At 42.4% G+C, this 20,880-nt stretch carries 17 protein-coding genes; 9 read left to right on the top strand and 8 right to left on the bottom strand.

Annotation, left to right across the window (positions count from 1 at the left end; all coding sequences use genetic code 11):
- Positions 1 to 121 precede the first annotated feature (121 nt).
- The 3 genes from dprA to ACSX1H_RS11320 all read right to left on the bottom strand — a co-directional run bounded on the left by dprA (position 122) and on the right by ACSX1H_RS11320 (position 2,405).
- The gene (gene dprA, locus ACSX1H_RS11330; RefSeq protein WP_439184025.1) at positions 122 to 1,231 is read right to left on the bottom strand and encodes a DNA-processing protein DprA; all 1,110 of its coding nucleotides are present in this window, start codon (positions 1,229 to 1,231) and stop codon (positions 122 to 124) included.
- 84 nt (positions 1,232 to 1,315) lie between these two features.
- Positions 1,316 to 1,966 carry a hypothetical protein gene (locus tag ACSX1H_RS11325; protein WP_439184023.1) on the bottom strand — a complete coding sequence of 217 codons (651 nt, stop codon included), beginning with the start codon at positions 1,964 to 1,966 and terminating at the stop codon, positions 1,316 to 1,318.
- Positions 1,941 to 2,405: a hypothetical protein gene (locus ACSX1H_RS11320; RefSeq protein WP_439184022.1), complete on the bottom strand. Its 465-nt coding sequence runs from the start codon at positions 2,403 to 2,405 to the stop codon at positions 1,941 to 1,943. The genes ACSX1H_RS11325 and ACSX1H_RS11320 overlap by 26 nt, the downstream gene beginning before the upstream one ends.
- 226 nt (positions 2,406 to 2,631) lie before the next feature.
- Between ACSX1H_RS11320 and aroB the strand changes: the two genes are divergently transcribed.
- Both aroB and ACSX1H_RS11310 read left to right on the top strand, forming a co-directional pair.
- On the top strand, positions 2,632 to 3,702 hold the full coding sequence (gene aroB / locus ACSX1H_RS11315; protein WP_439184020.1) for a 3-dehydroquinate synthase: 1,071 nt from the start codon (positions 2,632 to 2,634) through the stop codon (positions 3,700 to 3,702).
- A 45-nt stretch (positions 3,703 to 3,747) separates the two neighbouring features.
- Positions 3,748 to 4,989 (top strand): 3-phosphoshikimate 1-carboxyvinyltransferase, encoded by a 1,242-nt coding sequence (locus ACSX1H_RS11310; protein WP_439184019.1) that lies wholly within the window; start codon positions 3,748 to 3,750, stop codon positions 4,987 to 4,989.
- A gap of 138 nt (positions 4,990 to 5,127) precedes the next feature.
- Here the strand turns inward: ACSX1H_RS11310 and ACSX1H_RS11305 are convergent, their stop codons facing one another.
- Positions 5,128 to 7,035, bottom strand: a complete 1,908-nt coding sequence (locus ACSX1H_RS11305; protein ID WP_439184017.1) for a vWA domain-containing protein — start codon at positions 7,033 to 7,035, stop codon at positions 5,128 to 5,130.
- 226 nt (positions 7,036 to 7,261) lie between these two features.
- Here ACSX1H_RS11305 and ACSX1H_RS11300 point away from each other — a divergent pair, with 226 nt between their 5' ends.
- The 4 genes from ACSX1H_RS11300 (at position 7,262) to ACSX1H_RS11285 (ending at position 10,428) form a co-directional block, all read left to right on the top strand.
- Positions 7,262 to 7,849, top strand: coding sequence for an RNA polymerase sigma factor (locus ACSX1H_RS11300; protein ID WP_439184016.1), 588 nt, complete (start codon positions 7,262 to 7,264; stop codon positions 7,847 to 7,849).
- The gene (locus ACSX1H_RS11295; protein ID WP_439184014.1) at positions 7,842 to 9,122 is read left to right on the top strand and encodes an energy transducer TonB; all 1,281 of its coding nucleotides are present in this window, start codon (positions 7,842 to 7,844) and stop codon (positions 9,120 to 9,122) included. Before ACSX1H_RS11300 ends, ACSX1H_RS11295 begins: the two co-directional genes overlap by 8 nt.
- A 64-nt stretch (positions 9,123 to 9,186) precedes the next feature.
- Positions 9,187 to 9,627: a hypothetical protein gene (locus ACSX1H_RS11290; protein WP_439184012.1), complete on the top strand. Its 441-nt coding sequence runs from the start codon at positions 9,187 to 9,189 to the stop codon at positions 9,625 to 9,627.
- Between the two features lie 216 nt (positions 9,628 to 9,843).
- Positions 9,844 to 10,428 carry a porin family protein gene (locus tag ACSX1H_RS11285; RefSeq protein ID WP_439184011.1) on the top strand — a complete coding sequence of 195 codons (585 nt, stop codon included), beginning with the start codon at positions 9,844 to 9,846 and terminating at the stop codon, positions 10,426 to 10,428.
- Positions 10,429 to 10,668: 240 nt separating this feature from the next.
- Here the strand turns inward: ACSX1H_RS11285 and ACSX1H_RS11280 are convergent, their stop codons facing one another.
- The 3 genes from ACSX1H_RS11280 to ACSX1H_RS11270 all read right to left on the bottom strand — a co-directional run bounded on the left by ACSX1H_RS11280 (position 10,669) and on the right by ACSX1H_RS11270 (position 12,640).
- On the bottom strand, positions 10,669 to 11,232 hold the full coding sequence (locus ACSX1H_RS11280) for a nitroreductase family protein (protein WP_439184010.1): 564 nt from the start codon (positions 11,230 to 11,232) through the stop codon (positions 10,669 to 10,671).
- Between the two features lie 101 nt (positions 11,233 to 11,333).
- Positions 11,334 to 11,909 (bottom strand): superoxide dismutase, encoded by a 576-nt coding sequence (locus ACSX1H_RS11275; protein ID WP_439184008.1) that lies wholly within the window; start codon positions 11,907 to 11,909, stop codon positions 11,334 to 11,336.
- 128 nt (positions 11,910 to 12,037) lie between these two features.
- Entirely contained in the window at positions 12,038 to 12,640 is a 603-nt protein-coding gene (locus ACSX1H_RS11270) for a superoxide dismutase (RefSeq protein ID WP_439184006.1), read from the bottom strand.
- Positions 12,641 to 12,837: 197 nt separating this feature from the next.
- On the opposite strand from ACSX1H_RS11270, the gene ACSX1H_RS11265 reads away from it, so the two are divergent.
- Entirely contained in the window at positions 12,838 to 14,133 is a 1,296-nt protein-coding gene (locus ACSX1H_RS11265) for an MATE family efflux transporter (RefSeq protein WP_439184005.1), read from the top strand.
- A 75-nt stretch (positions 14,134 to 14,208) separates the two neighbouring features.
- On the opposite strand, the gene ACSX1H_RS11260 is transcribed toward ACSX1H_RS11265, so the two are convergent.
- On the bottom strand, positions 14,209 to 15,120 hold the full coding sequence (locus tag ACSX1H_RS11260) for a proline dehydrogenase family protein (RefSeq protein WP_439184004.1): 912 nt from the start codon (positions 15,118 to 15,120) through the stop codon (positions 14,209 to 14,211).
- Between the two features lie 303 nt (positions 15,121 to 15,423).
- On the opposite strand from ACSX1H_RS11260, the gene ACSX1H_RS11255 reads away from it, so the two are divergent.
- Together ACSX1H_RS11255 and ACSX1H_RS11250 are read left to right on the top strand one after the other, a co-directional pair.
- Entirely contained in the window at positions 15,424 to 19,800 is a 4,377-nt protein-coding gene (locus tag ACSX1H_RS11255; protein ID WP_439184002.1) for a PKD domain-containing protein, read from the top strand.
- The gene (locus tag ACSX1H_RS11250; RefSeq protein WP_439184001.1) at positions 19,800 to 20,861 is read left to right on the top strand and encodes a PorP/SprF family type IX secretion system membrane protein; all 1,062 of its coding nucleotides are present in this window, start codon (positions 19,800 to 19,802) and stop codon (positions 20,859 to 20,861) included. Before ACSX1H_RS11255 ends, ACSX1H_RS11250 begins: the two co-directional genes overlap by 1 nt.
- Positions 20,862 to 20,880 lie beyond the last annotated feature (19 nt).

Raw genomic sequence — 20,880 nt, 5'->3', positions numbered from 1 at the left:
ATTAAATTCTACTCTCCTTGTAATCCTAAGAAAACATTACGCAAAATATTCATTTTTGTTTGCCTTGTGTCTGACTTTTTGTTCAAAATGTTTTAATGATCTGGCAATAAAGGCACTTATTTTACTTAATCAATTTAAATGTATTTCCGGGCAGGCATTTTATCAAGCCACCAAACTCAAGGGACAGCATAGTAGCACTCACTTTGCTAACGGGCAGCCCACTTTTAACACATAGCTCATTAGCTGTCAACTCCTTACTCTCCAGCAATATATCATAAAGCGCCTTCTCTTCGGCCGAACTAAAGGTGTGAAAAAGAGAGCTCTGCACTACCTCCTGCTTACTATGGCTCTCCCACCCCAAGGCATATTCTAAATCATCGACGTTTTCGATTAATGCTGCAATATTATTTTTTATTAAATAGTTTCCTCCCCGCGCCAACTCGTCGTTAACTCTTCCCGGAAAAGCCAACACATCCCGATTATACGATTGCGCAATGCGCGCTGTAATGATAGCACCACCTTTAATGCCTGACTCGACCATTACCAATGCATCCACCAAACCAGCCACTATGCGGTTTCGACGCACAAAATTGGGACGATCTGGTTTGGTTTCTGACATAAATTCGGTTAGTAAGCCACCGTCCTCCAGCATTTGCTTCGCCACATTTCGGTGCAATGCCGGGTAAATACGGTCCAGACCATGTGCTAATACTCCAAAAGTAGGCAGTTGGTACTTAAGCGCTGCTTTATGTGCACAAACATCTACTCCATAAGCCAGCCCACTAACGACTATTGTTTCAGGATATCGCTGCGCCAAGGCTTCAATCAGGCTCTCACAATTAATTCGTGCATCGTCTGAGGCCATTCGCGTCCCCACAATGCCAATCACCTTTTTGCCTTCCAGGCTACTATTTCCCTTTCCATAAAGCACAATGGGCGCATCATCGCAATAGGATAAGCGCCTGGGATAATCATCCTGGGTAAAATAAAAAACCTTGATATTGTGTTTGTGTATAAAATCGAGCTCTTTGTCGGCACGTGCTAACACCTCGCTGGATTTGATGGCTTTTGCAAGGCTATATCCAATACCCGGCACAGCGGTTAATGCTCTTAAACTTTGGGAGAAAACGGCTTGCTCATCGCCGATGTAGGCCACGAGGTTGCGGGCTAGTTTGGGTCCTATGCCCTTTATCAGACTAATGCCAAGTTGATATTTTAAGCGTTCTGACAAATGGAGGTTTGATTATTAACTACTAAAGTAGAAAATAATTCCATTAAACCAAGTCAACAGTGCAATTATTAGCTGGAAATGTGGCTAGTAGTAATGCGAAGGGATGCGAAAAGTAATGCCTGTTGTAACCAGGCCCATGTTGCCTTCTCCAACTTCCAAGAGCATACAAAAATTATCATTTACGAAGTACCTGACCCCTATCAATGGTCTCACAGAAAAGCTAAAATCACTGGAGTTATTACTCTCATACTTTTGAAGTTCAGCATTCCATACATCTGTTTCTTTTGCCCCTTCCCAGTTCATTAAAACACTGAGTCCGGCGTAAAAATCCCAATCCCCCAGAAAGATATTGTAGTTGCTCCATTTTTCAATCCAACCAGCAAAATGAAGATTAGCAACACCTCCGAAAGCGAATTCAGAATACCGGTGCACATTAGATGAAAGCGTATCATTCACATATTTATCGCGGCTGATGCCCAGCAAAGCACCTGCACTTAGGTAGTCGGTTACGCCTTTCTCAACCGAAAGCGAGATAGGTGGTACTTTTTGGATACTGTAACCGTTCCAGTCATTTTTATTGCTGTAATCGGCAAAAGATATTTTTGGACTGATGTACCAGTCGTTATTTTTAAACTGTCCGTAAACACACTCTCCAACAGCCACAATAAGTAAAGTCAAAGCTACCCGCTTCAACAGGTTGCTTAACTGGCTATGTTTTTGACACAGTTGCTGCATAATCTTTTAACTCCTGAATTTGTTTTTTACTGCAGGCACTCAAGCCAACTGTTGGAAACATGGCTATCCGTCCCTTAATTCGCCCGCAAATTAACAAACCAGCGCCGAAACTACCTAATCCGCCTCTGACTTTAACATACTTGATACGCTCTACAGGAATAACAATACGCTTATACTCACGCCAAAATGGAAATAAGTTGTAATACTTTACGTCCAGTTTTTGTGGGGTGGCTTCTGCCTCAACATAACAAAACCCGCTCAGGTAGTACATGGCAATAATAAAAATTAGAAACAGCCAAATGGCCATTTCCACAAACTTATCGCTTGTTTCAATCCATAAATAATTCAAGCCGATTGGCAAAATGGCCAGCATAACGATGATACGCAATACTGTACTGTACTTCTTCGCTCTTGTCCGATTATTAAACTTTAAAGTCATATTTAAAATATTGTGATAGCAGAAAGGGTAGTGATTTTACAAATCGTTACAAATTAACTTTGAAATATTATAATTCATCACTCTTTCCCATAAAGAAAATTAAAAATACAAATTGGATTGCTAAAAATAACTATTTTTGCAGGCATCATTGCAAAATCAGACAGGTGATTTGTACTTGACTGTTGCAAAACCATAATTAGCTTGTTTCATTCGATATCATTTTATCATGTATCCGTTACTGTCCAAAGAATCTAATGTGTTTATTGTTGAAGACCTTACAAAGGATATTGAACATTTCATCAATAATTTTCAACACGATAAAGTTTTTCTACTGTCTGATGAAACAGCCTTTAAACTGTGTTACCCCAAAATAAAGGACGCCATTGGTTTATCGCCCGACAGAACGGTGATTATTCCATCGGGCGATAACAATAAGGGCATTGACTCATTGTCAAAAGTATGGCATTTATTGAGTCACGGGGGTGCCGACCGAAAATCACTGCTTATCACCCTCGGCGGGGGCATGCCATGCGACCTGGGCGGATTTGCAGCTTCTACTTTTAAACGGGGCATTCAGTTCATCAATATCCCCACCACCTTACTGGCACAAGTAGACGCATCGATTGGTGGAAAAACAGGAATTAACTTTGAAGGGTTTAAGAACGAAGTGGGCGTTTTCAACCAGGCCACAGCGGTGTTGATTGAAACCAGTTTTCTGGATACACTGGACAGTGAAAACATTATTTCGGGCTTTGCTGAAATGCTGAAACATGCCTTTATCTATTCAACTGAGAAGTGGGAGCAGCTAAAGGCCTATGACATCAATCAACCCGACTATGAATTACTAAAGGAACTGGTTGCCGATTCGATTCGCATCAAGGATCATTTTGTGCAAAACGATCCGCTGGAAAACCATATCCGCAAGGCCCTGAACTTTGGCCATACCTTCGGGCATGCTTTCGAAAGCTTGGCCATGCACGAAAACAGACCTGTGCTGCACGGCTATGCAGTCGCATTTGGCATGATCTGTGAATTATACCTTTCGCACATTCGATTGGGCTTTCCAATGCCGCTGGTAATGGAAATTGCCAATCACCTTGAGGCCATCTATGGTCATTTTGAGTTCGACGAAAGCCATTTAGAAGAGCTTTACCAGTTGATGACCCACGATAAAAAGAACGAATCGAACCAGATTAATTTTACACTCCTGGAAGCCATTGGTAAAATTCAGATTAACTGCCAGGCCACCAAGGAAGAAGTGTTTGATGCCCTTCACTTTTATTCAAACATCAACTAAAGACATTTTTTACGCCATTGACCAATTTCAGAATTTTTATTTACCATGCAATATCAACTCACTACAACCAACATATCAGAAAAGAGTATTCAAGTACAACTCCCATCGTCAAAAAGCATCAGCAACCGCCTGTTGCTTCTGAACGCGTTAAGCTATAGTCCTTACGAAATTAAAAACCTTTCGGACAGTGATGATACCAAAGCGATGCTGGGCGTATTGAACTCCAATTCCACTACTTTTGATGTTGGAGCAGCCGGTACTTCAATGCGTTTTCTAACGGCTTTCTTATCAAAGATTGTTGGAGAATGGATACTTACCGGTTCGGAGCGCATGAAACAGCGCCCTATTAAAACATTGGTGGATGCCTTGAACCACCTGGGAGCTAAAATAGAATATGTTGAGAAGGAAGGCTATCCACCCTTACGTATTTTTGGCAGCAACCTGGAAGGCGGTGAGCTGGAACTACCCGGTAATGTGAGCAGTCAGTATATATCAGCGCTGCTTATGATAGCACCCACCATTGAAAATGGCCTCAAACTAACGCTGACTGGCGAAATCATTTCGCGTCCTTACCTGGAGATGACATTGGCACTTATGAAGGAGTTTGGTGTTACGTCTCATTGGAAAGGCAATGTTATAACAGTGCCTGAAGCACCCTATCAGCCCAAAGTGGTAACTGCGGAATCGGACTGGAGTGCCGCCAGCTATTGGTATGAAATAGTTGCCTTTAACCCGGGTGTTGAAGTCATACTCAAAGGACTCAAAAAGATAAGCCTCCAAGGTGATTCGAAAGTCAAAAATATGTTTGAGAAGCTAGGGGTCACCACTAAGTTTTCTAAAAATGGAACTACCCTTACTAATACCGGCAAAACACCAGGACGTTTTAACTACAATTTCATTAACGAACCCGACTTAGCGCAAACATTGGCTGTTACCTGCTGTTTAATGGATATTCCCTTCCATTTTACCGGTTTACAAACACTAAAAATTAAAGAAACGGACCGCATCAGTGCGCTGATTAACGAACTACAAAAACTAGGCTTCCAACTGACCAGCAACAATACTGATGATTTAAAATGGGATGGTGAGCGCACAGAAATAGCACTAGAATCACCCATAGCCATTGACACGTATAAGGATCACCGCATGGCAATGGCATTTGCCCCGGCAGCCCTTAAATACGCAAACCTGGTGATTAACGACCCAATGGTGGTAACCAAGTCGTACCCACATTACTGGGAAGACATTGCCATGGCAGGCATCGGCTTTAAAACCATAGAAGGATAAGCGCTAACGATAGCTCTTACAACTATACAGGCCGACACATTGAGCAATAATCGTGATATGTAGTTTGTATTGAAAAAATATATCAGGGAAGGCTTAGTTTAAGACCATGTTTTAAATCAAGCCTTCCCTATTTTTTGTTTAGTTGGTCACAACCAAATTCTCACTCAATGATTCAGCGGTTTTTACCAGACGAATCATTTCAGCTTTAAACCCCTCCTCATCGTTCCCTCGGGCTGCTTTTGCCATGGCCCGAATGGTATCGTAACTGATGTCTCCTTTGTATTCAGAGTCGCTTAGTAACATGCCAAAACCGGCCACAGCTGCTGCAAAACGAAAATCATCGCTGGCTATTTCAAATTTTTTGACCTCATCACTAAGCGGTTGCTCCATCAACTGGCTTCTGGTTTCATTGGGCTGCTTATAGCGTAACTTAAGAGTTAACCACTCATCGGAAACCAAGCTTTCCACTTCCTTTTTCTTCTGATATTTCAACTTATCAACAGCCTTTATCCACTTATTTGCATCTTTTGCTCCTACCGGAATAATTTCATACAAAGCCGTAACAGTATGACCTGCCCCAATTTCGCCGGCATCTTTCTTATCGTCATTAAAGTCCTCATCATTCAACAGCCTGTTTTCATAACCAATTAACCGATAGCCTAACACTTTAGCCGGATTAAATTCAATCTGAAACTTTACATCTTTGGCAATGGTAAACAAGGTGCCACCAAACTCGCTGACCAATGTTTTTTGTGCCTCCTGCAAGTTATCAATATAGGCATAGTTACCATTTCCCTTATCCGCTATTATCTCCATACGGTCATCTTTATAGTTGCCCATCCCAAAGCCCAAAACGGTCATAAATATGCCACTATCTCGCTCTTTCTCCACCAATTCTTCCATAGCTGCGTTAGAGCTGACACCGACATTAAAATCCCCGTCGGTGGCCAGAATAATGCGGTTATTGGCGTGCTCCTGGTAATTTTCCCTGGCTAGTTTATAGGCCCGCTTAAGCCCGGCACCACCAGCGGTTGAACCTCCAGCCTTCAGTTGATCAAAAGCAGCAAGTATCTTCTTCTTGTCCCTACCCGATGTGGGTTCGAGCACCACTCCAGCCGCTCCTGCATACACCACAATTGCCACATGATCTTCAGGTCGCAACTCATTAACCAATAAGCGGAAAGAAGACTTGAGTAATGGCAACTTATTTGGACTATTCATTGAACCCGAAACATCAATTAAGAAAACCAGGTTAGATGGCGGTAAATTATGCTTCTCAATCGCGCGCCCTTTCAGACCTATTTTAAGCAGATGGTGCTCTGCGTTCCAGGGACAAACAGCTAGTTCTGAATGAACTGCAAAAGGTTCTTCATTAACAGGAGCTGCATACGCGTAATCAAAATAGTTAATCATCTCTTCAATCCGAACCGCGTCATGCGGCGGCAATTGCCCGTTGTTTAGAAATCGGCGTACATTGGCGTAGGCCGCCCGATCCACATCCACCGAAAAAGTGGATAAAGGCTGCTGAGTAACCTGCTTATACCCATTTTCATTAATCGAGGCATAATTTTCGGTATTGAACTCAGCATCATAATTATTCATCGAAAAAAAGGCCTGCTGCGTTTGCATGGCGTTTTCTCGCTTACCAATCCTCCCGACACCTCTAATTTTTACCCCACTAACCGCCCTGCTTATTACATTTTTTTTCTGTGTGCCATATCCTACAACTACGACCTCATCAACTGTGCTCGCTTCTTCTTTAAGAACAACATTAATCAGAGTTTTGTCCTCAACTGGAATATCCTGCGGCACCATGCCGATAAAGTTAAAACGCAAAATATCGCCATCAACATTTACCCGAATAGCGTATTTGCCAGCTAAATCTGTTGTGGTACCCTGCGAAGTGACTTTACTCACTACCGAAACTCCTGGAAGGGGGCTTCCACTTTCGTCGGTAACCAAACCTGTGACCATACGTGTTTGCGACACCATTGCCATGCTTGCGGCAAACATAAATACAAGTGTTAATAAAATGTTCCTTTTCATAATATTTAGGCTTTTACATGTAATCAGTCCTCAACCATTAAAATAGCGTCGCTGCATTGAGTAACTACTTGTGAATATTTGAAATAGTAAAATTCAAGCACCGCACTTAAACAGTTGAACCCTCATTGGTTTTACATTAATCGTTTGCCATTAGGATGCAGCTTTAATAACGATTCCATAAAAGTTGTTGATATTTTTTCTACTTTTAAAAACACCGGAGTACTGTATGACTATTAAGTGGTTTAAAAACAAGGAGAAAAGCGACGAGGAGCTATTGAGCGATTTTCAACAGTCTGGCGACATTGATTCGCTGGGTTTACTGTTTGAGCGCTACATGCACCTGGTCTATGGTGTGTGCCTGAAATACCTTAAAAACAGAGAGGATGCCCAGGATGCCGTTATTGAGATTTACGAAAAGCTGGGAAAAGAACTACTTAGTAAAGATGTTACTAACTTTAAACCCTGGCTGTATGTGGTGACCAAAAACCACTGCCTCATGCACTTAAGGAGTCAGCAAACAAAACTGCGCAAACAGAAAGATTTTGAAAAAAGTGAGCTGACATTTATGGAATCAGATGTATTTATGCATCCTAATGGTAGCGACTGGGAGCCCGAGGAAATGGATCAACGTCTGCAGGCGTGTTTGAATAAACTCAGGGCGCATCAACGAGCCTGTATCGAACTGTTTTATTTCGAGGAGTTGTGTTACCAGCAAATAAGTGATAATTTGAAGATTGACATTAAAAAAGTTAAGAGCTATATACAAAATGGGAAACGCAACTTAAAATTATGTATTGAATCATACAATGAGTAAGCAAAAGAAACATATCAAATTAAACGATGCCGATGCTTTTCGCAGATACATGGATAGTGAAATGCAACCGGAGGAAGCCCATCGGTTTGAGCGTCATCTGCTGAATGATTCTTTTGAAAGTGAAGCAATGGAAGGTTTATCGAGCATTGGTACTAACGCAGCCTTTCAGGATCTGGCATCAGTTAAAACAAAAATTGGCAAACAGCAAGCACCCAGCCGCTTGCGTATATTCAGCTACGTTGCAGCCTCGGTTGCTGTGGTAATTGGTATCATCTCTATGCTCATGCTCACTCAGGCGCCACAATTACCAGCAGTTTCTGATAATATGGCAGCAAAAAAACAGCAAGAGCAACCTCAGACAAAATCTGCTCTTCAACCCAATAACAGGAAACAATTAGCTCCTGAACCAACCAGTTCAACAACCAACAAGACAACAACTACTGCCAAGCAATCTTCCAAACCTGACGAAACAAAGGCTACTCGTCAGGCCGCAGGAAAACAAATAACTGCTCCAATTAAAGCTTACACCGATTTTGAGTTAGCCACCACTGAGCAGATAAACATTGAAGCCCCCCAACAGGCCTCCCAACCCTCACGGCTGGAAGAAGAAGTTATGACAGTTGATTACGGAACTCTTGAAGGGGTGAGTCTGCAGGCAACAAGCACTAGCAATGCTGATAAGCAACTGGACCTTGAAAGGCGGTTAATGGAGGACAAGCACAAGCCCCTATCGCCCCTTAGCGAAACAAGTAAACAAAGGTATTGGACCACTGCCGCCTCTTCATCTATTGGCCAGGACCCGAACAATCCACAAGGTGACTCCAGTAAAACCAACCAACTGATTTCGCACGCCTTCTTGCCGCAAGAAACAGAATTTCAGTACAAAGACACATTTCATAGCACCCCAACAAAAGAGGAATTCGCTCTGAGTGAAGTTGTAACCATCTCTTCATCAGACGAAAGCCTGCAGCTTATTGAGCAAACAAACAGGGCTGTGCCGGAAGGAGGGATGGAGAAATACATTGCAGAAATAGAACAGCAACTGCGCTACCCCGCTAATGGATCGGGTAAAAGCGAGCGGATTGTTGCATTAGTCACCATAAGCCATAAAGGCCACATCAAACATATCGAAATAAAGCGAAGCCCCGGGGAAGCCTATTCGATAGAAGCAGTGAGAGCTATTCGCAACGGAGCACAATGGCAACCTGCTACCGACAAAGGGTTTCCGGTTGAAGATACTATTAAACTAAAATTGCAGTTCCACCCTAAATAAGGGACTATATATTTTCCAATACAGAAATTGCCAACTACCTTTGCCTTAATCAAATTAACCGAACATGCTCACCAAATTTTTCTCAACAATTATTGCACTTGCAGCTTTACTCCTATTAACAAACTGCGATCCTGTAACCTATATTACCAAACAGCATTACTTCTCTGAAAAATATCTGGTTGAGGAACTACATACGCCTTCTTATCCGTTTTTGAGCGATAAGAAAAATGCCAACCCGATCAGCATTGCCTTTCCTAAACATGGCGAGTACACCCTTTACCTATCCGAAAACCAGTGCAACGGAGCATATGAAGCAAACACCGATGGCAAATTAACGTTTACACGCAGTAATTGCAGCGCATCATGTTGCGAAACAGAATGGGATCTCTACCTACTCACCCTCATAAAAAAAACTACTCGGTTTGAAGGTGGAGAGGACGAACCGCTTATCCTTTTTATTGATGACCAGAATTTCATAACATTAAAAGAGCTTCATTCTCACTAAAATTATCTGTGCACTGAAGGGCACCTCAAATTTAATTTTTGGCAGCCAGGGGCCGATTACCTTTTTAATTCCATTTACTTATTCTACTTACAGCCAATTACCTGGCCAACCTCTTTAAAAATAATAGACTTTGATTGGCGATAATGCATAAGTGTGGCGGCTACAGCAGGTGTCATATTACTGACACTATCTTGAAAATCATAAAAACTTAAGAAGATGAAAAAAGCAGTATTAATATTTACACTGATGGCTATTGTTGGAATTGTGGAGGCGCAGGATCGGATTGCCCTTGGTTTAAAAGCTGGTTTTAACTCAACCAAAATAAAACTAAGTGACATACCTGACGGAGAAACAATCAAAAACGAAGCGAACAGTGGTTTTTTGTTTGGTGCCTATGGGCGACTTCGATTAATTGGAAATGTTAGTTTTCAGCCTGAGATGTATTATGCCAAAAAGCAGAGTGAAATAAGTTCCACAGTGGGTGCTTTTAATGTTACCTACCACACTTGGGATATTCCTCTATTGGTTAACGCGCGTCTGTTAGATTTAAAAATTGCCAGTATTTATGGCTTAGCTGGACCGGTCGCTTCTTTTAATGCTAAATCGACAACTGATTTTCCCGACTTTAAAGGTGTTGACAATACCAACTGGACATTTCAGGCAGGTATTGGTGCCGAGATTTGGCGATTAACAGCTGATGTGCGCTACGAATGGGGCGTGAAAGATATTTCGAAAGCCCAGTTTGGACAAAAAACAGATGTTCTAACATTTGCTATCGGCTATAAGCTTTTTGGAATCTAAGCAAATAAGCAATCATTTATAAAACCAAAGCGGCTATCCATAACAGATAGCCGCTTTATTTATGTCACTATCTAAAGTGTATGCCGAAGCTCCATTCACAAGGATCCAAGCCTGCAGCCTCAATAAAGAAAACTTTGCAATAAGAGCGGCGACCATAACGACCTGCCTAATCATGAAAAACAAAGGGGTATCGCACTCGAACAATGCATACCCCTTTATTACAATGCTAATACTATAGGTTTAAACAATAATATCTTTTAAGTCCCTTTTGGGTACATGATGTACCTGCTGCACATCGCGCCAGTATTTAATATTTCCCTCCTGCACCTGTTCAATATGCACCTCTTCTTTGGGTTTACCAATGGCAATTATATGCACAATTTTCAGGTTATCCGACAAACGCAAGACACGCTGTAGCTGCAGACGATTTAGTGAGCCTATAATACAACCACCTAGGCCCTTTTCAACAGCACCTAACAGAATACTCTGTGTTGCAATACCATCGTCACAAAAATAATTGGAAGAGATATCTGTATCGTTAAGCACCACAATGTAGGCTGCCGGCTGTTCACCTTTCTCCGGACCAGGCCAATCTTTAAAATATCCCGCCCACGATAAGTGAGGGAAAATTTTATCATTAAGATCCGATGAATTTGATATGAAATATTTTAGGGGTTGTGCATTACGCGCAGAGGGCGACAAACGTGCCAGATCAACCAGTTCCCGCAACGTATCGAGTTCAACTGGTTCGTTCTGATAAAAACGCCTGTAACTGCGGTTTTTAAGAATCAAATCTTTAAGCATAAAGTTGTTTTTTAGTTATTGTTTTTGGGTAATAAAAAGCGAGACTTAATATACAAAAAATGTCATCAAGTCTCGCTTAAAATATTATAATTTGTTTCGACTTAGTACCTGGCCGAAATTACATCCCAATCCAATAGGCTAAAGAATTCTTCAATATACTTCGGACGAAGGTTTTGCTTATCAAGATAGTAGGCATGCTCCCAAACATCGCAGGTTAAAATGGGTGTAAGTCCATCACGTAAAGGATTACCAGCGTTGCTTTCTTTAACAATGGCCAAAGAGCCATCTTCTTTTTTAACTAACCAAGCCCAGCCCGAACCAAATAATGTAGCTGCTGCTGCTGAAAACTCTTCTTTAAATTTATCGAATGAACCAAATGAGGCATTAATTGCCTCTGCTAAGGCACCAACAGGCTGCCCGCCACCATTAGGTTTGAACGACATAAAATAAAATGTGTGGTTCCAAACCTGAGCCCCATTGTTGAAAATACCACCTTCCGACTTCTTAACAATCGTTTCTAAATCGGCATTTTCAAACTCAGTTCCTTTCACCAGGTTATTCAAATTATTTACGTAAGCCTGATGGTGTTTTCCGTAATGGAATTCCATGGTTTGTTTTGAAATAACTGGCTCAAGCGCATCCAGCGCGTACGGTAATTTTGGTAATTCAAAGTTCATATCTGTTCGTTTTAAATATTTGTCTTGTGGTTAAACAAACATACAATTTTTATGTTTTCAAAAACCCTAAAAAAATAAAAAGGGAACTCACGTTTGAATTCCCTTTTTTCCCAGACAAAATGAACAAACTAAACTTTAAAACGTCTCGTTACTTCGTCCCAATTGATAACGTTCCAGAACGCACCAATATAATCAGGACGTCTATTTTGATAGTGTAAGTAATAAGCATGCTCCCAAACATCCAATCCTAAAATGGGTGTTCCTTTTACATCGGCAATATCCATTAAGGGATTATCCTGGTTAGCCGATGACGTAACCACTAACGAGCCATCAGCCTGTTTTACCAACCAGGCCCAACCCGAACCAAAGCGGGTGGCGGCAGCTTTGTTAAAAGCCTCTTTGAAGGCATCAAATGACCCAAAGTCCTTTGTAATGGCATCTGCCAGTTCACCGGTAGGCTCTCCTCCGCCATTAGGCGACATAACGGTCCAAAACAGGTTGTGATTGTAAAAACCACCTCCATTGTTACGCACCGCTACCGAGTGTTTCGACACATCGGCCAGGATGTCTTCAATAGTTTTGCCTTCAAGCTCGGTTCCTGCCACTGCAGCATTTAAATTATTTGTATATCCTGCATGGTGTTTGGTATGGTGTATCTCCATTGTACGTGCATCAATGTGCGGTTCCAATGCATCATAAGCGTACTCTAGTTTTGGTAATTCAAAAGCCATATTATTTTAATTATTAGGTTTAAAATTAGAACAACAATTCAAAACTAAATATTATTTGGAATTAGTCCAAATAAATTAAAGATAATTTTGTCTTTTATTTTATTTTTTTTTCAAAGCAGCCTCTTTTACACACCATTAGCACCAATTCGGTCAGTTTTATAAATAAACTTATCTTCGTGAGCCAATATCACACATCCATGAATAAAGAAATACTTAAACTTGCCATACCGAATATACTAACCAACCTAACTGTGCCACTCTTAGGTATGGTCGACATGCACCTGATGGGTTATCAGGATTCATCTGTTTTTATGGGGGCTGTTGCGTTAGGTGGTGTCATTTTCAACTTTGTTTATTGGGGCTTTGCATTTTTGCGCATGAGCTTAAGTGGCATGGCGGCACAGGCTTTTGGAAGAAACAACACCCACGAAATGGCCATGATGCTATTCCGTGGCTTATTTTTAGCCTTGTCAGCAGGTATCGTTTTAGTGGTTCTCCAAAACGGAGTGGTTGGTATCAGTCTGAAAATATTAGAAGGCAGCCAGGAGGTGAAACAACTGGCCAGCGACTATTTTTATGTACGCATTTGGGCAGCCCCTTTGGCTATATCGCTTATGGTGATCAACGGATGGTTCCTGGGAATGCAGAATGCCATTTACCCCATGCTGATATCCATAACTATCAATGTGGTTAATATTGGCTCCTCCTTTTTCTTTGTGAAAGTCTTGGATATGAAAGTTGAAGGTGTAGCCATGGGGTCGGTAGTTGCCAACATAGCTGGGTTCATTTTGGCCATTATTTTGTTTTTCAAAAAATACAGTTACATCCTCAAGGAGTTTAGGCTAAACGATATTATTGATAAAAAAGGGTTATTGGGATTCTTAAATATTAGTGGCGATATCTTTTTAAGAACTTTATGCATCATAATCACTTTTACCTTTTTCACTTCTAAATCAGCAGGCAGTGGTGATACAATACTGGCAGCCAATAGTGCGCTTCTTCAGTTTTTATTTCTGTTTTCCTATTTTTTAGATGGTTTTGCCTATGCCGCCGAAGCCCTGGTTGGAAAATTTACCGGCAGAAAAGCCATCAAAGAAGTGAAACGTTCTGTGCATTACCTTTTTGGCTGGGGAATTGGCTTTGCCCTCCTTTTTGTCGTGCTCTACTCAGCTGGCGGACAGTATTTATTGCTGCTGTTTACCAACCAGCAGGAGGTTATTTCTACAGCCAAGGAGTACTTACCCTGGCTAATCATCTTACCACTTACAGGCTTTGCATCCTATATTTGGGATGGCATCTACATTGGAGCCACTGCATCAAAACTGATGCGCAACACCATGTTACTGGCCACCACCATGTTTTTCATACTATTTATCTTACTGAAAAATTCGCTTGGCAACCATGCGCTATGGCTGGCCATGAATGTATTTATGCTGAGTCGCGGCCTATTCCAAACCTTATTCTATAAGCACCTTCGCATTTTCAAGCAATAACCTCAGTGTACTATAACCAACAATGGCACTTCAACCCGTGTTGAAATGCCACCATTCCTACTCACCAAACTGGTTTTATCCTTTAATAAACAACGACTTAATTATGTGGGTGGCCATTTTTGGGTTTTCCTTTAAACGACGTGTACTATATCCGAACCAATCTTTTCCATACGGCACGTAAATACGCATCTTATAGCCTTTGTTAAGAATTTCTTTTCTCAATTCGGGCGTTACACCATAAAGCATTTGAAACTCAAACTGTTCATTCGGAATGTTATTTTCGGTAATGATCTTAATTGCTCCTTCAACCAGTTTTCTGTCGTGGGTTGCAATGCCTACATACACCTTGTTTTTCAACAGGTATTCCAAATCCTCAAGGTAGCAAGCATTTACCTCATCATAATCCTTGTAAGCAATCTCTTTAGGCTCCACATATATCCCCTTGCAAAGTCTATAATTGGTTGGCTGTTCTTCGGAATGAATATCCATCAAAGCCTTCAAATCATCCAAAGTTCGCTTCAGATAAGCTTGAAATACCAAACCTACATGCGCAGGAAACTCGGCCTTGAGCTGACGAAACATTTCAATTTCCAAATCAACACATTTAGAGTCTTCCATATCGATGCGCACAAAATTATTGCTGGCAGCTGCCCGCGCAACTATCTCCCTCACATATTGGTAACAAACCTCCTTATCGATAAGCAAGCCAAAACTGGTTGGTTTCAAGGAGTAATTTCCTTTGATATTTTCTGACTCAAAGCGCTCTATAATCGTTAAATATTCTTCTTTGTTATTCTTGGCCTGATCAAGGTTGGTGATAAACTCACCCAACAGATCAACTGTTACCAGCATACCGTTATCATTCAACTGCCGGCAAGCCAAAATGGCTTCATCGATCGTTTCTCCTGCTATGTATTTCCTAGAAAAAACCCACACAAATTTTTTCGGGAAATAAGGCAATGTTCTTGCAATTAATTTATTCATCATTGTAGATTTCCTTTTAGTTAATTTTTAAAAAAATTGCCTTCTATCGGAACAAACAGGCAATACCTGCGTAATACCGACAACAAGTCAATAGCAATTTTTTTCCCGGGGAGTAATTCTAGAATTCAGTTTCGTAAATGTTGGAACACTTTGCAATATAAAAAATGACTAAACTCACATTTTGAGGTATCGCTTAAAAAAACACGATGAAAAACGGGACAAAAAAAATATAAAATGTAATCTGCAAGTAGCAAAATATACACCTGTTTATTAAGGAAATAACAGGACAACCTCTTAAAAATGCTTATGGACGGTAAAATAAAAGCAGTTTTAATGGTGTTGTTGGTACTCATGAGCACAGAGGGCTATTCGCAATCCTGCAATATCACCTCTAAAGCCAACGATATAGTACCCGACAAATTATGCGCCCCGGTATCAGTTAGCTGGAATGTCATCTACCGTGGTGTGGACGACGGCGGCACCAATGTGCAAATGCGTTACGACTGGGACGATGGCTCTCCTATAGAAATAATTAACGCCACGCTGGTGAACGCCACAACAGGCGAATGGACCTCAAACAACACGCATGTCTATCCGATTGGGGGGAATAGGTGTAACTACCATCCCAGAGTAACCCTGATGGTAAATGGGGTGGAATGCACCAGTTCTGTTCAGGAACAGAATGTTACCGTGTGGGATACAGACGACATGAACGGCGGGGAACTCAACATTAACCCTATTGAGTATCAGATATGTGTTGGAAGTGGCGGAACGGCCCATTTTACAGACAATAGTCACTGGAACTGCACCCCTCCCGATGAGGAGGACGACCCCAACGAAAAGAAAAGGTGGGTACAATGGATTTACGGCACCAACTCAGGCGATGCAAATTTCATCGATGACGCCTTGGTTGATGGCACCCTACGAACCTATCCCTATGAAGGAGCCGTTGAAGAAACCACGCAGCCTATCTGGAGTCCAGAATCTCCATGGCGGGATGCCCTACCCATAACCGTTAATAACACGCGTGCAGTAGGCGATGAATTTGAAGTAGAATTGCGTAACTGGAATGTCTGTAACCCTTACCCTACTAGTCCGCCGGTTATCACACGAGCCCGCATTATCATAGTAGATGATCCGGATGCAACAATTACTCAACCAGCACCTTTATGTGCCAATGCAGATCCTATTTTTCTCACGGCAGCAACGGCAGGTGGCATCTGGACGGGCCCTGGCATTATTGACCCTTCAACAGGTGAGTTCGACCCGTCGGTAGCCGGTGAGGGTAACCATACCATTGAATATTCAGTAATGAGTGCAGCCGGATGTATTGGAACAGACAATGTTGTGGTTCAGGTAGAGCCAACCCCTTCTGCAACCATTAGCCCAGGCTCTCCTACCAGCGCCTGCCCTGGAGTCATTATCAATCTGGACGCCTCTCCTACTGGCGGAACTACACCGTATACCCACAATTGGAGTGGTGACGTTGGCTACCTAAGTAACTCAACCAGCCCCACCCCCACCTTTCAGGCCGACATTGAAGGTATCTTTAATCTAACCTACAGAGTAACATCGCCTAATGGATGTTATGATGAAGATTACATTCAAATTATTACGGATACAACAAGCATCCAGTTCACAAGTAAGAATTTTGAGGTGTGCAGCGACATTAGCACAGTCATCAACCCTCAGCCAACAGGCGGTTCCGGTGAGTTTGTCAGTCACCAATGGACCGGGCCTGCAACCAACCTTCTGTCCGCAACAGATATTCAAAACCCAGTTTTTACCGGACTGGCAACCGGCAGTTACAACTACACCTATACAGTAACAGATAGTAACGGATGTTCAGATTTCACAACAGTTACTGTTATTGTTCATCAACAGCCTGCGGCTAATGCAGGAACAGATGCCATGGCATGCGGTCTGGAGATTCAACCTCAGGCTGTTCCATCCATCGGCACTGGTAACTGGACATTCGTTTCAGGACCGGGAAATGTAACCATCTCAGGTGCCGGCGTTCCTAATCCTGATATAACTGCGGATACCTATGGTGATTACACATTTCTGTGGACCGAAACAAATAACATGTGCGTATCCGGTGATGAAGTGCTTTTATCCTTTAATAAGATACCAACGCCAAGCGCTATGCAAGATACAGACACCTGTGGTCTGGTTTACGTGCTCAAGGCTACACCTGATGTTGGTACCGGTGAATGGAGCCTTGTCAGCGGTATTGGAACAGCTGCAATTGGCGTTCCTTCTAATTCGCAAACAAGCGTTATTGTGTCAGAACCTGGCAACTACACATTCAGATGGACTGAAAACAACCATGGCTGTATCGGCTACGATGATGTTACTATTTCATTTTATCCGACTCCATCGGCACTTGTCGCACCGTTTGATAATGAACAGTGCAGTCCGGCCACCGTGCACTTTGAGAATGTATCGACCGATGCCGATACCTATTTATGGGATTTTGGCGATGGCTCCATTTCTGCCAGTGAAAACCCTTTCCATAGTTTCTCAAATGGCACATTTGATATTGTCGATTATGAGATAAACTTAATTGCCAACAACAGCTACGGATGTGTCGATACCAGCACCTACAGCATCAGGGTTAAGCCCAATGCCGTGGCTGCATTTTCAACTGATAACACTCCCGGGTGCAGCCCACGTGAACTAGAATTGACGAACCTTTCGGAAGGAGCCAGTTCCTACGAATGGCATTTTGGCGATGGCTCACCCGCAGAGAGCGTTGATAACCCTACTCATACTTTCGTTAACAACGAACAGTATGTTCAATCCTATCAGGTGCAGTTAATTGTTAATAACAATTACGCATGCCGCGACACTGCAGAAACATACATCACTGTCTACCCTACTTTCAGTTACGATATTACGGCCACTCCTTTAGAAGGATGCCACCCCTTAAAAGTTGACTTAGCAGCCAATCCGGGTGCTTACTCTTACAAATGGGATTTTGGCAACGGCAACTTAACAGACGGTTCCAACTCAATGACACACACTTTTGAGAACACTACCACCACCCCAAAAGCAGTGGATGTCCAATTATTTACCAGCTCCGCTTTTGGCTGTCTGGATACTTCCAGTGTTACTGTTACTATTCATCCATCGCCAGCATGCAGTTTCAATATTTCGGATAACGAAGGCTGCTCACCAATACTGATTGATTTTGAAAATACTTCTGCCAATACCAGCTCTAGTCACTGGTTTTTTGGAGATGGCGATAGCAGCACGACCAGCAACACAACTGTTGCTCATACTTATTCAAACAAGGGCAGCTCAGCACTTTACCTGCAGCCCAAGCTTATTGTTGAGAATAGCTACGGATGCAAAGATTCCAGCCAACTGGCATTAAGGGTATTTCCTGAAGTGAATGCCTCGATAGCTGAAGGAGGCGAAGGCTGCTCACCACATACAGAAAGCTTAGCCAACTTCTCCTCGGGTGCCAGCAGCTTTTTCTGGGATTTTGACGATGGCACTACCTCAAATAGTTTTAACGGTCATCATACATTTGAAAACAATTCAATCGAAGATCGACTGTACCATATTGCTATGGTGGCTTCATCGACTTATGGATGCAGCGATACAGCTTACACCTCGGTAACAGCTTATAGAAAGCCAAATCCTGAGTTTTCCATTACGCCCCAGGAACTTCAAATGCCACTTTCCACTATAGAGATTAATAACACCACCAAAGGTAACGACCAAAACTACAGCTGGAACTTTGGGGATGGCAGTACTTCACAGTTACAACAACCAGGAAGTCACACCTATCAAGCATCAGGCGAATACGACATATGGCTGAATGTTAACACAGTTAACTGCAGCGATTCGGCATTTAAAACGGTGTTAATACACCCAACCCTTCCCCTGTTAGATTATGGACCAAACAGCCAGGGATGCCCGCCGCACACTGTACAATTTTATAACCATTCCATTGATGCACATACCTACTTCTGGGATTTTGGCGATGGCAATGTATCTGCAAGCAAAGAACCTGTGCACACTTATTACACACCCGGCACCTACACCGTCAGCTTAATGATTGAAGGCCCAGGTGGTATGGTTGAAGGCAAAGATGTGCAGGTACAAATTTATGACAAACCGTTTGCAAATTTTGAGATCCGACCAACAGTTGTAAAACTGCCCGAAACCGTCTCATTTATTAACAAATCGGAGGGAGCCCTCAACTATCACTGGGACTTCGGCGATGGCAATACTTCGAACGAACACTCCATCCAGTATGCTTATACGCAAGCAGGTAGTTATGACGTGTCTCTGTTGGCTATTAATGAAAATGGCTGCCGCGATTCATTAACTATCCGAAATGCGGTTACCATTAAGGAAGCTGGCAAAATTGATTTTCCAAATTCATTTACGCCAAACCCGAATGGTCCTAATGGTGGAGCTTACGTAGCTGGCTCACCTGACAATTTTGTGTTTTATCCTTTTGTAAAGGAGGGAATTGTAGAGTACGAACTCAAAATATTCTCGCGCTGGGGAGAAATTATTTTTGAAAGCAATGATATCAGCATTGGCTGGGATGGCTATTACAGGGGTAAAATATGTGCAGGCGGCGTATATATCTGGAAAGTTTACTGCAGATATTCCAACGGCTATTCAGAAACAAAAACCGGAGACGTAACACTGTTTAGATAATGAGAAAACTGATAGTCATACTACTCGCTGCCGCTGCAATGGTTACAAACAGTCTTGCTCAGGATTATCATTTCTCGCAGTTTTATGCTAATCCTTTATATTTGAGCCCATCACTGGCTGGTGCAACTGATGGTGCACGGCTGGCAATTAACTATCGCAACCAATGGCCGGAGATATCCAAAGCCTTTTCCACCTATTCGGTTTCGTTTGATAATTTCTTTCCCAAATTTAACAGCGGTATTGGCTTTTATCTGCTGCAAGATAAAGCTGGAAGTGTGGGTCTGACAAGCACTCATGCAGCTTTTCAGTACTCCTATAACCTAATGATTTCCAAAAAATGGCAAGTCATACCGGCCGTTCAATTTGCCTACGGTAATAAGTCGGTTGATTTCAGTAAAATCGTTTTTCCAGATCAGCCGCCTGGCAGCATGGGGGCCACCGGCTCGTATGATCGCCTGAGTAATGAGCAAATTCATTACATCGATATGGCTGCATCTCTATTTGCATACAGTGAAAAATATTGGGCGGGTCTAACAATCGATCACCTTTCGAAGCCTAACTACTCCTTTTTGAATGAAGAGTCGAGGTATGACCTGAAATATGTGGTATTTGGTGGCATGAACATCTGGAGCCAAAAAAGAAGACGGACAGGTCAACAAAAAGCTTTCTCGTCCAGCTTCAGGTACCAGCATCAGGGGCAGTATAACCAATTGGACATTGGTGTATATTGGCACAACTTCCCGATAGAGTTAGGATTTTGGTATCGGGGATTACCCGTTTTTAACAACTCAGGTAGCACGGCACTTAATCAGGATGCCCTTATTGCACTTGTTGCCTACAATTGGGGACCAATACGGGTGGGCTATAGCTACGATATAACCATTTCCAGCTTAGGATGGTCCACTGCCGGAGCCCACGAATTATCCCTTATCTTTGAATTCAACCAAAATGGGGCTTTACGCCTGGGTGGTAAGCGTCCGGCTGTGCCATGCAGCGAAACGGCTAACCCACTTAGCAGCAAAGGCGGCAAGTACACTCGTAAAAAACGACGATTTTTTTGATTGCTGTTTGCTAAGAATA

The organism is Carboxylicivirga taeanensis (genome assembly GCF_051851475.1).
GTDB classification, from domain to species: Bacteria; Bacteroidota; Bacteroidia; order Bacteroidales; family Marinilabiliaceae; genus Carboxylicivirga; species Carboxylicivirga taeanensis.
This window is presented reverse-complemented; position numbering and strand designations above follow the sequence as displayed.

What these genes read in the sequence shown, in the direction of transcription:
- ACSX1H_RS11325 (WP_439184023.1), bottom strand. Translation starts at nt 1,966, where the DNA reads ATGCAGCAACTGTGTCAAAAACATAGCCAGTTAAGCAACCTGTTGAAG.
- ACSX1H_RS11320 (WP_439184022.1), bottom strand. Translation starts at nt 2,405, where the DNA reads ATGACTTTAAAGTTTAATAATCGGACAAGAGCGAAGAAGTACAGTACA.
- aroB (WP_439184020.1), top strand. Translation starts at nt 2,632, where the DNA reads ATGTATCCGTTACTGTCCAAAGAATCTAATGTGTTTATTGTTGAAGAC.
- ACSX1H_RS11310 (WP_439184019.1), top strand. Translation starts at nt 3,748, where the DNA reads ATGCAATATCAACTCACTACAACCAACATATCAGAAAAGAGTATTCAA.
- ACSX1H_RS11305 (WP_439184017.1), bottom strand. Translation starts at nt 7,035, where the DNA reads ATGAAAAGGAACATTTTATTAACACTTGTATTTATGTTTGCCGCAAGC.
- ACSX1H_RS11300 (WP_439184016.1), top strand. Translation starts at nt 7,262, where the DNA reads ATGACTATTAAGTGGTTTAAAAACAAGGAGAAAAGCGACGAGGAGCTA.
- ACSX1H_RS11295 (WP_439184014.1), top strand. Translation starts at nt 7,842, where the DNA reads ATGAGTAAGCAAAAGAAACATATCAAATTAAACGATGCCGATGCTTTT.
- ACSX1H_RS11290 (WP_439184012.1), top strand. Translation starts at nt 9,187, where the DNA reads ATGCTCACCAAATTTTTCTCAACAATTATTGCACTTGCAGCTTTACTC.
- ACSX1H_RS11285 (WP_439184011.1), top strand. Translation starts at nt 9,844, where the DNA reads ATGAAAAAAGCAGTATTAATATTTACACTGATGGCTATTGTTGGAATT.
- ACSX1H_RS11280 (WP_439184010.1), bottom strand. Translation starts at nt 11,232, where the DNA reads ATGCTTAAAGATTTGATTCTTAAAAACCGCAGTTACAGGCGTTTTTAT.
- ACSX1H_RS11275 (WP_439184008.1), bottom strand. Translation starts at nt 11,909, where the DNA reads ATGAACTTTGAATTACCAAAATTACCGTACGCGCTGGATGCGCTTGAG.
- ACSX1H_RS11270 (WP_439184006.1), bottom strand. Translation starts at nt 12,640, where the DNA reads ATGGCTTTTGAATTACCAAAACTAGAGTACGCTTATGATGCATTGGAA.
- ACSX1H_RS11265 (WP_439184005.1), top strand. Translation starts at nt 12,838, where the DNA reads ATGAATAAAGAAATACTTAAACTTGCCATACCGAATATACTAACCAAC.
- ACSX1H_RS11260 (WP_439184004.1), bottom strand. Translation starts at nt 15,120, where the DNA reads ATGATGAATAAATTAATTGCAAGAACATTGCCTTATTTCCCGAAAAAA.
- ACSX1H_RS11255 (WP_439184002.1), top strand. Translation starts at nt 15,424, where the DNA reads ATGGACGGTAAAATAAAAGCAGTTTTAATGGTGTTGTTGGTACTCATG.
- ACSX1H_RS11250 (WP_439184001.1), top strand. Translation starts at nt 19,800, where the DNA reads ATGAGAAAACTGATAGTCATACTACTCGCTGCCGCTGCAATGGTTACA.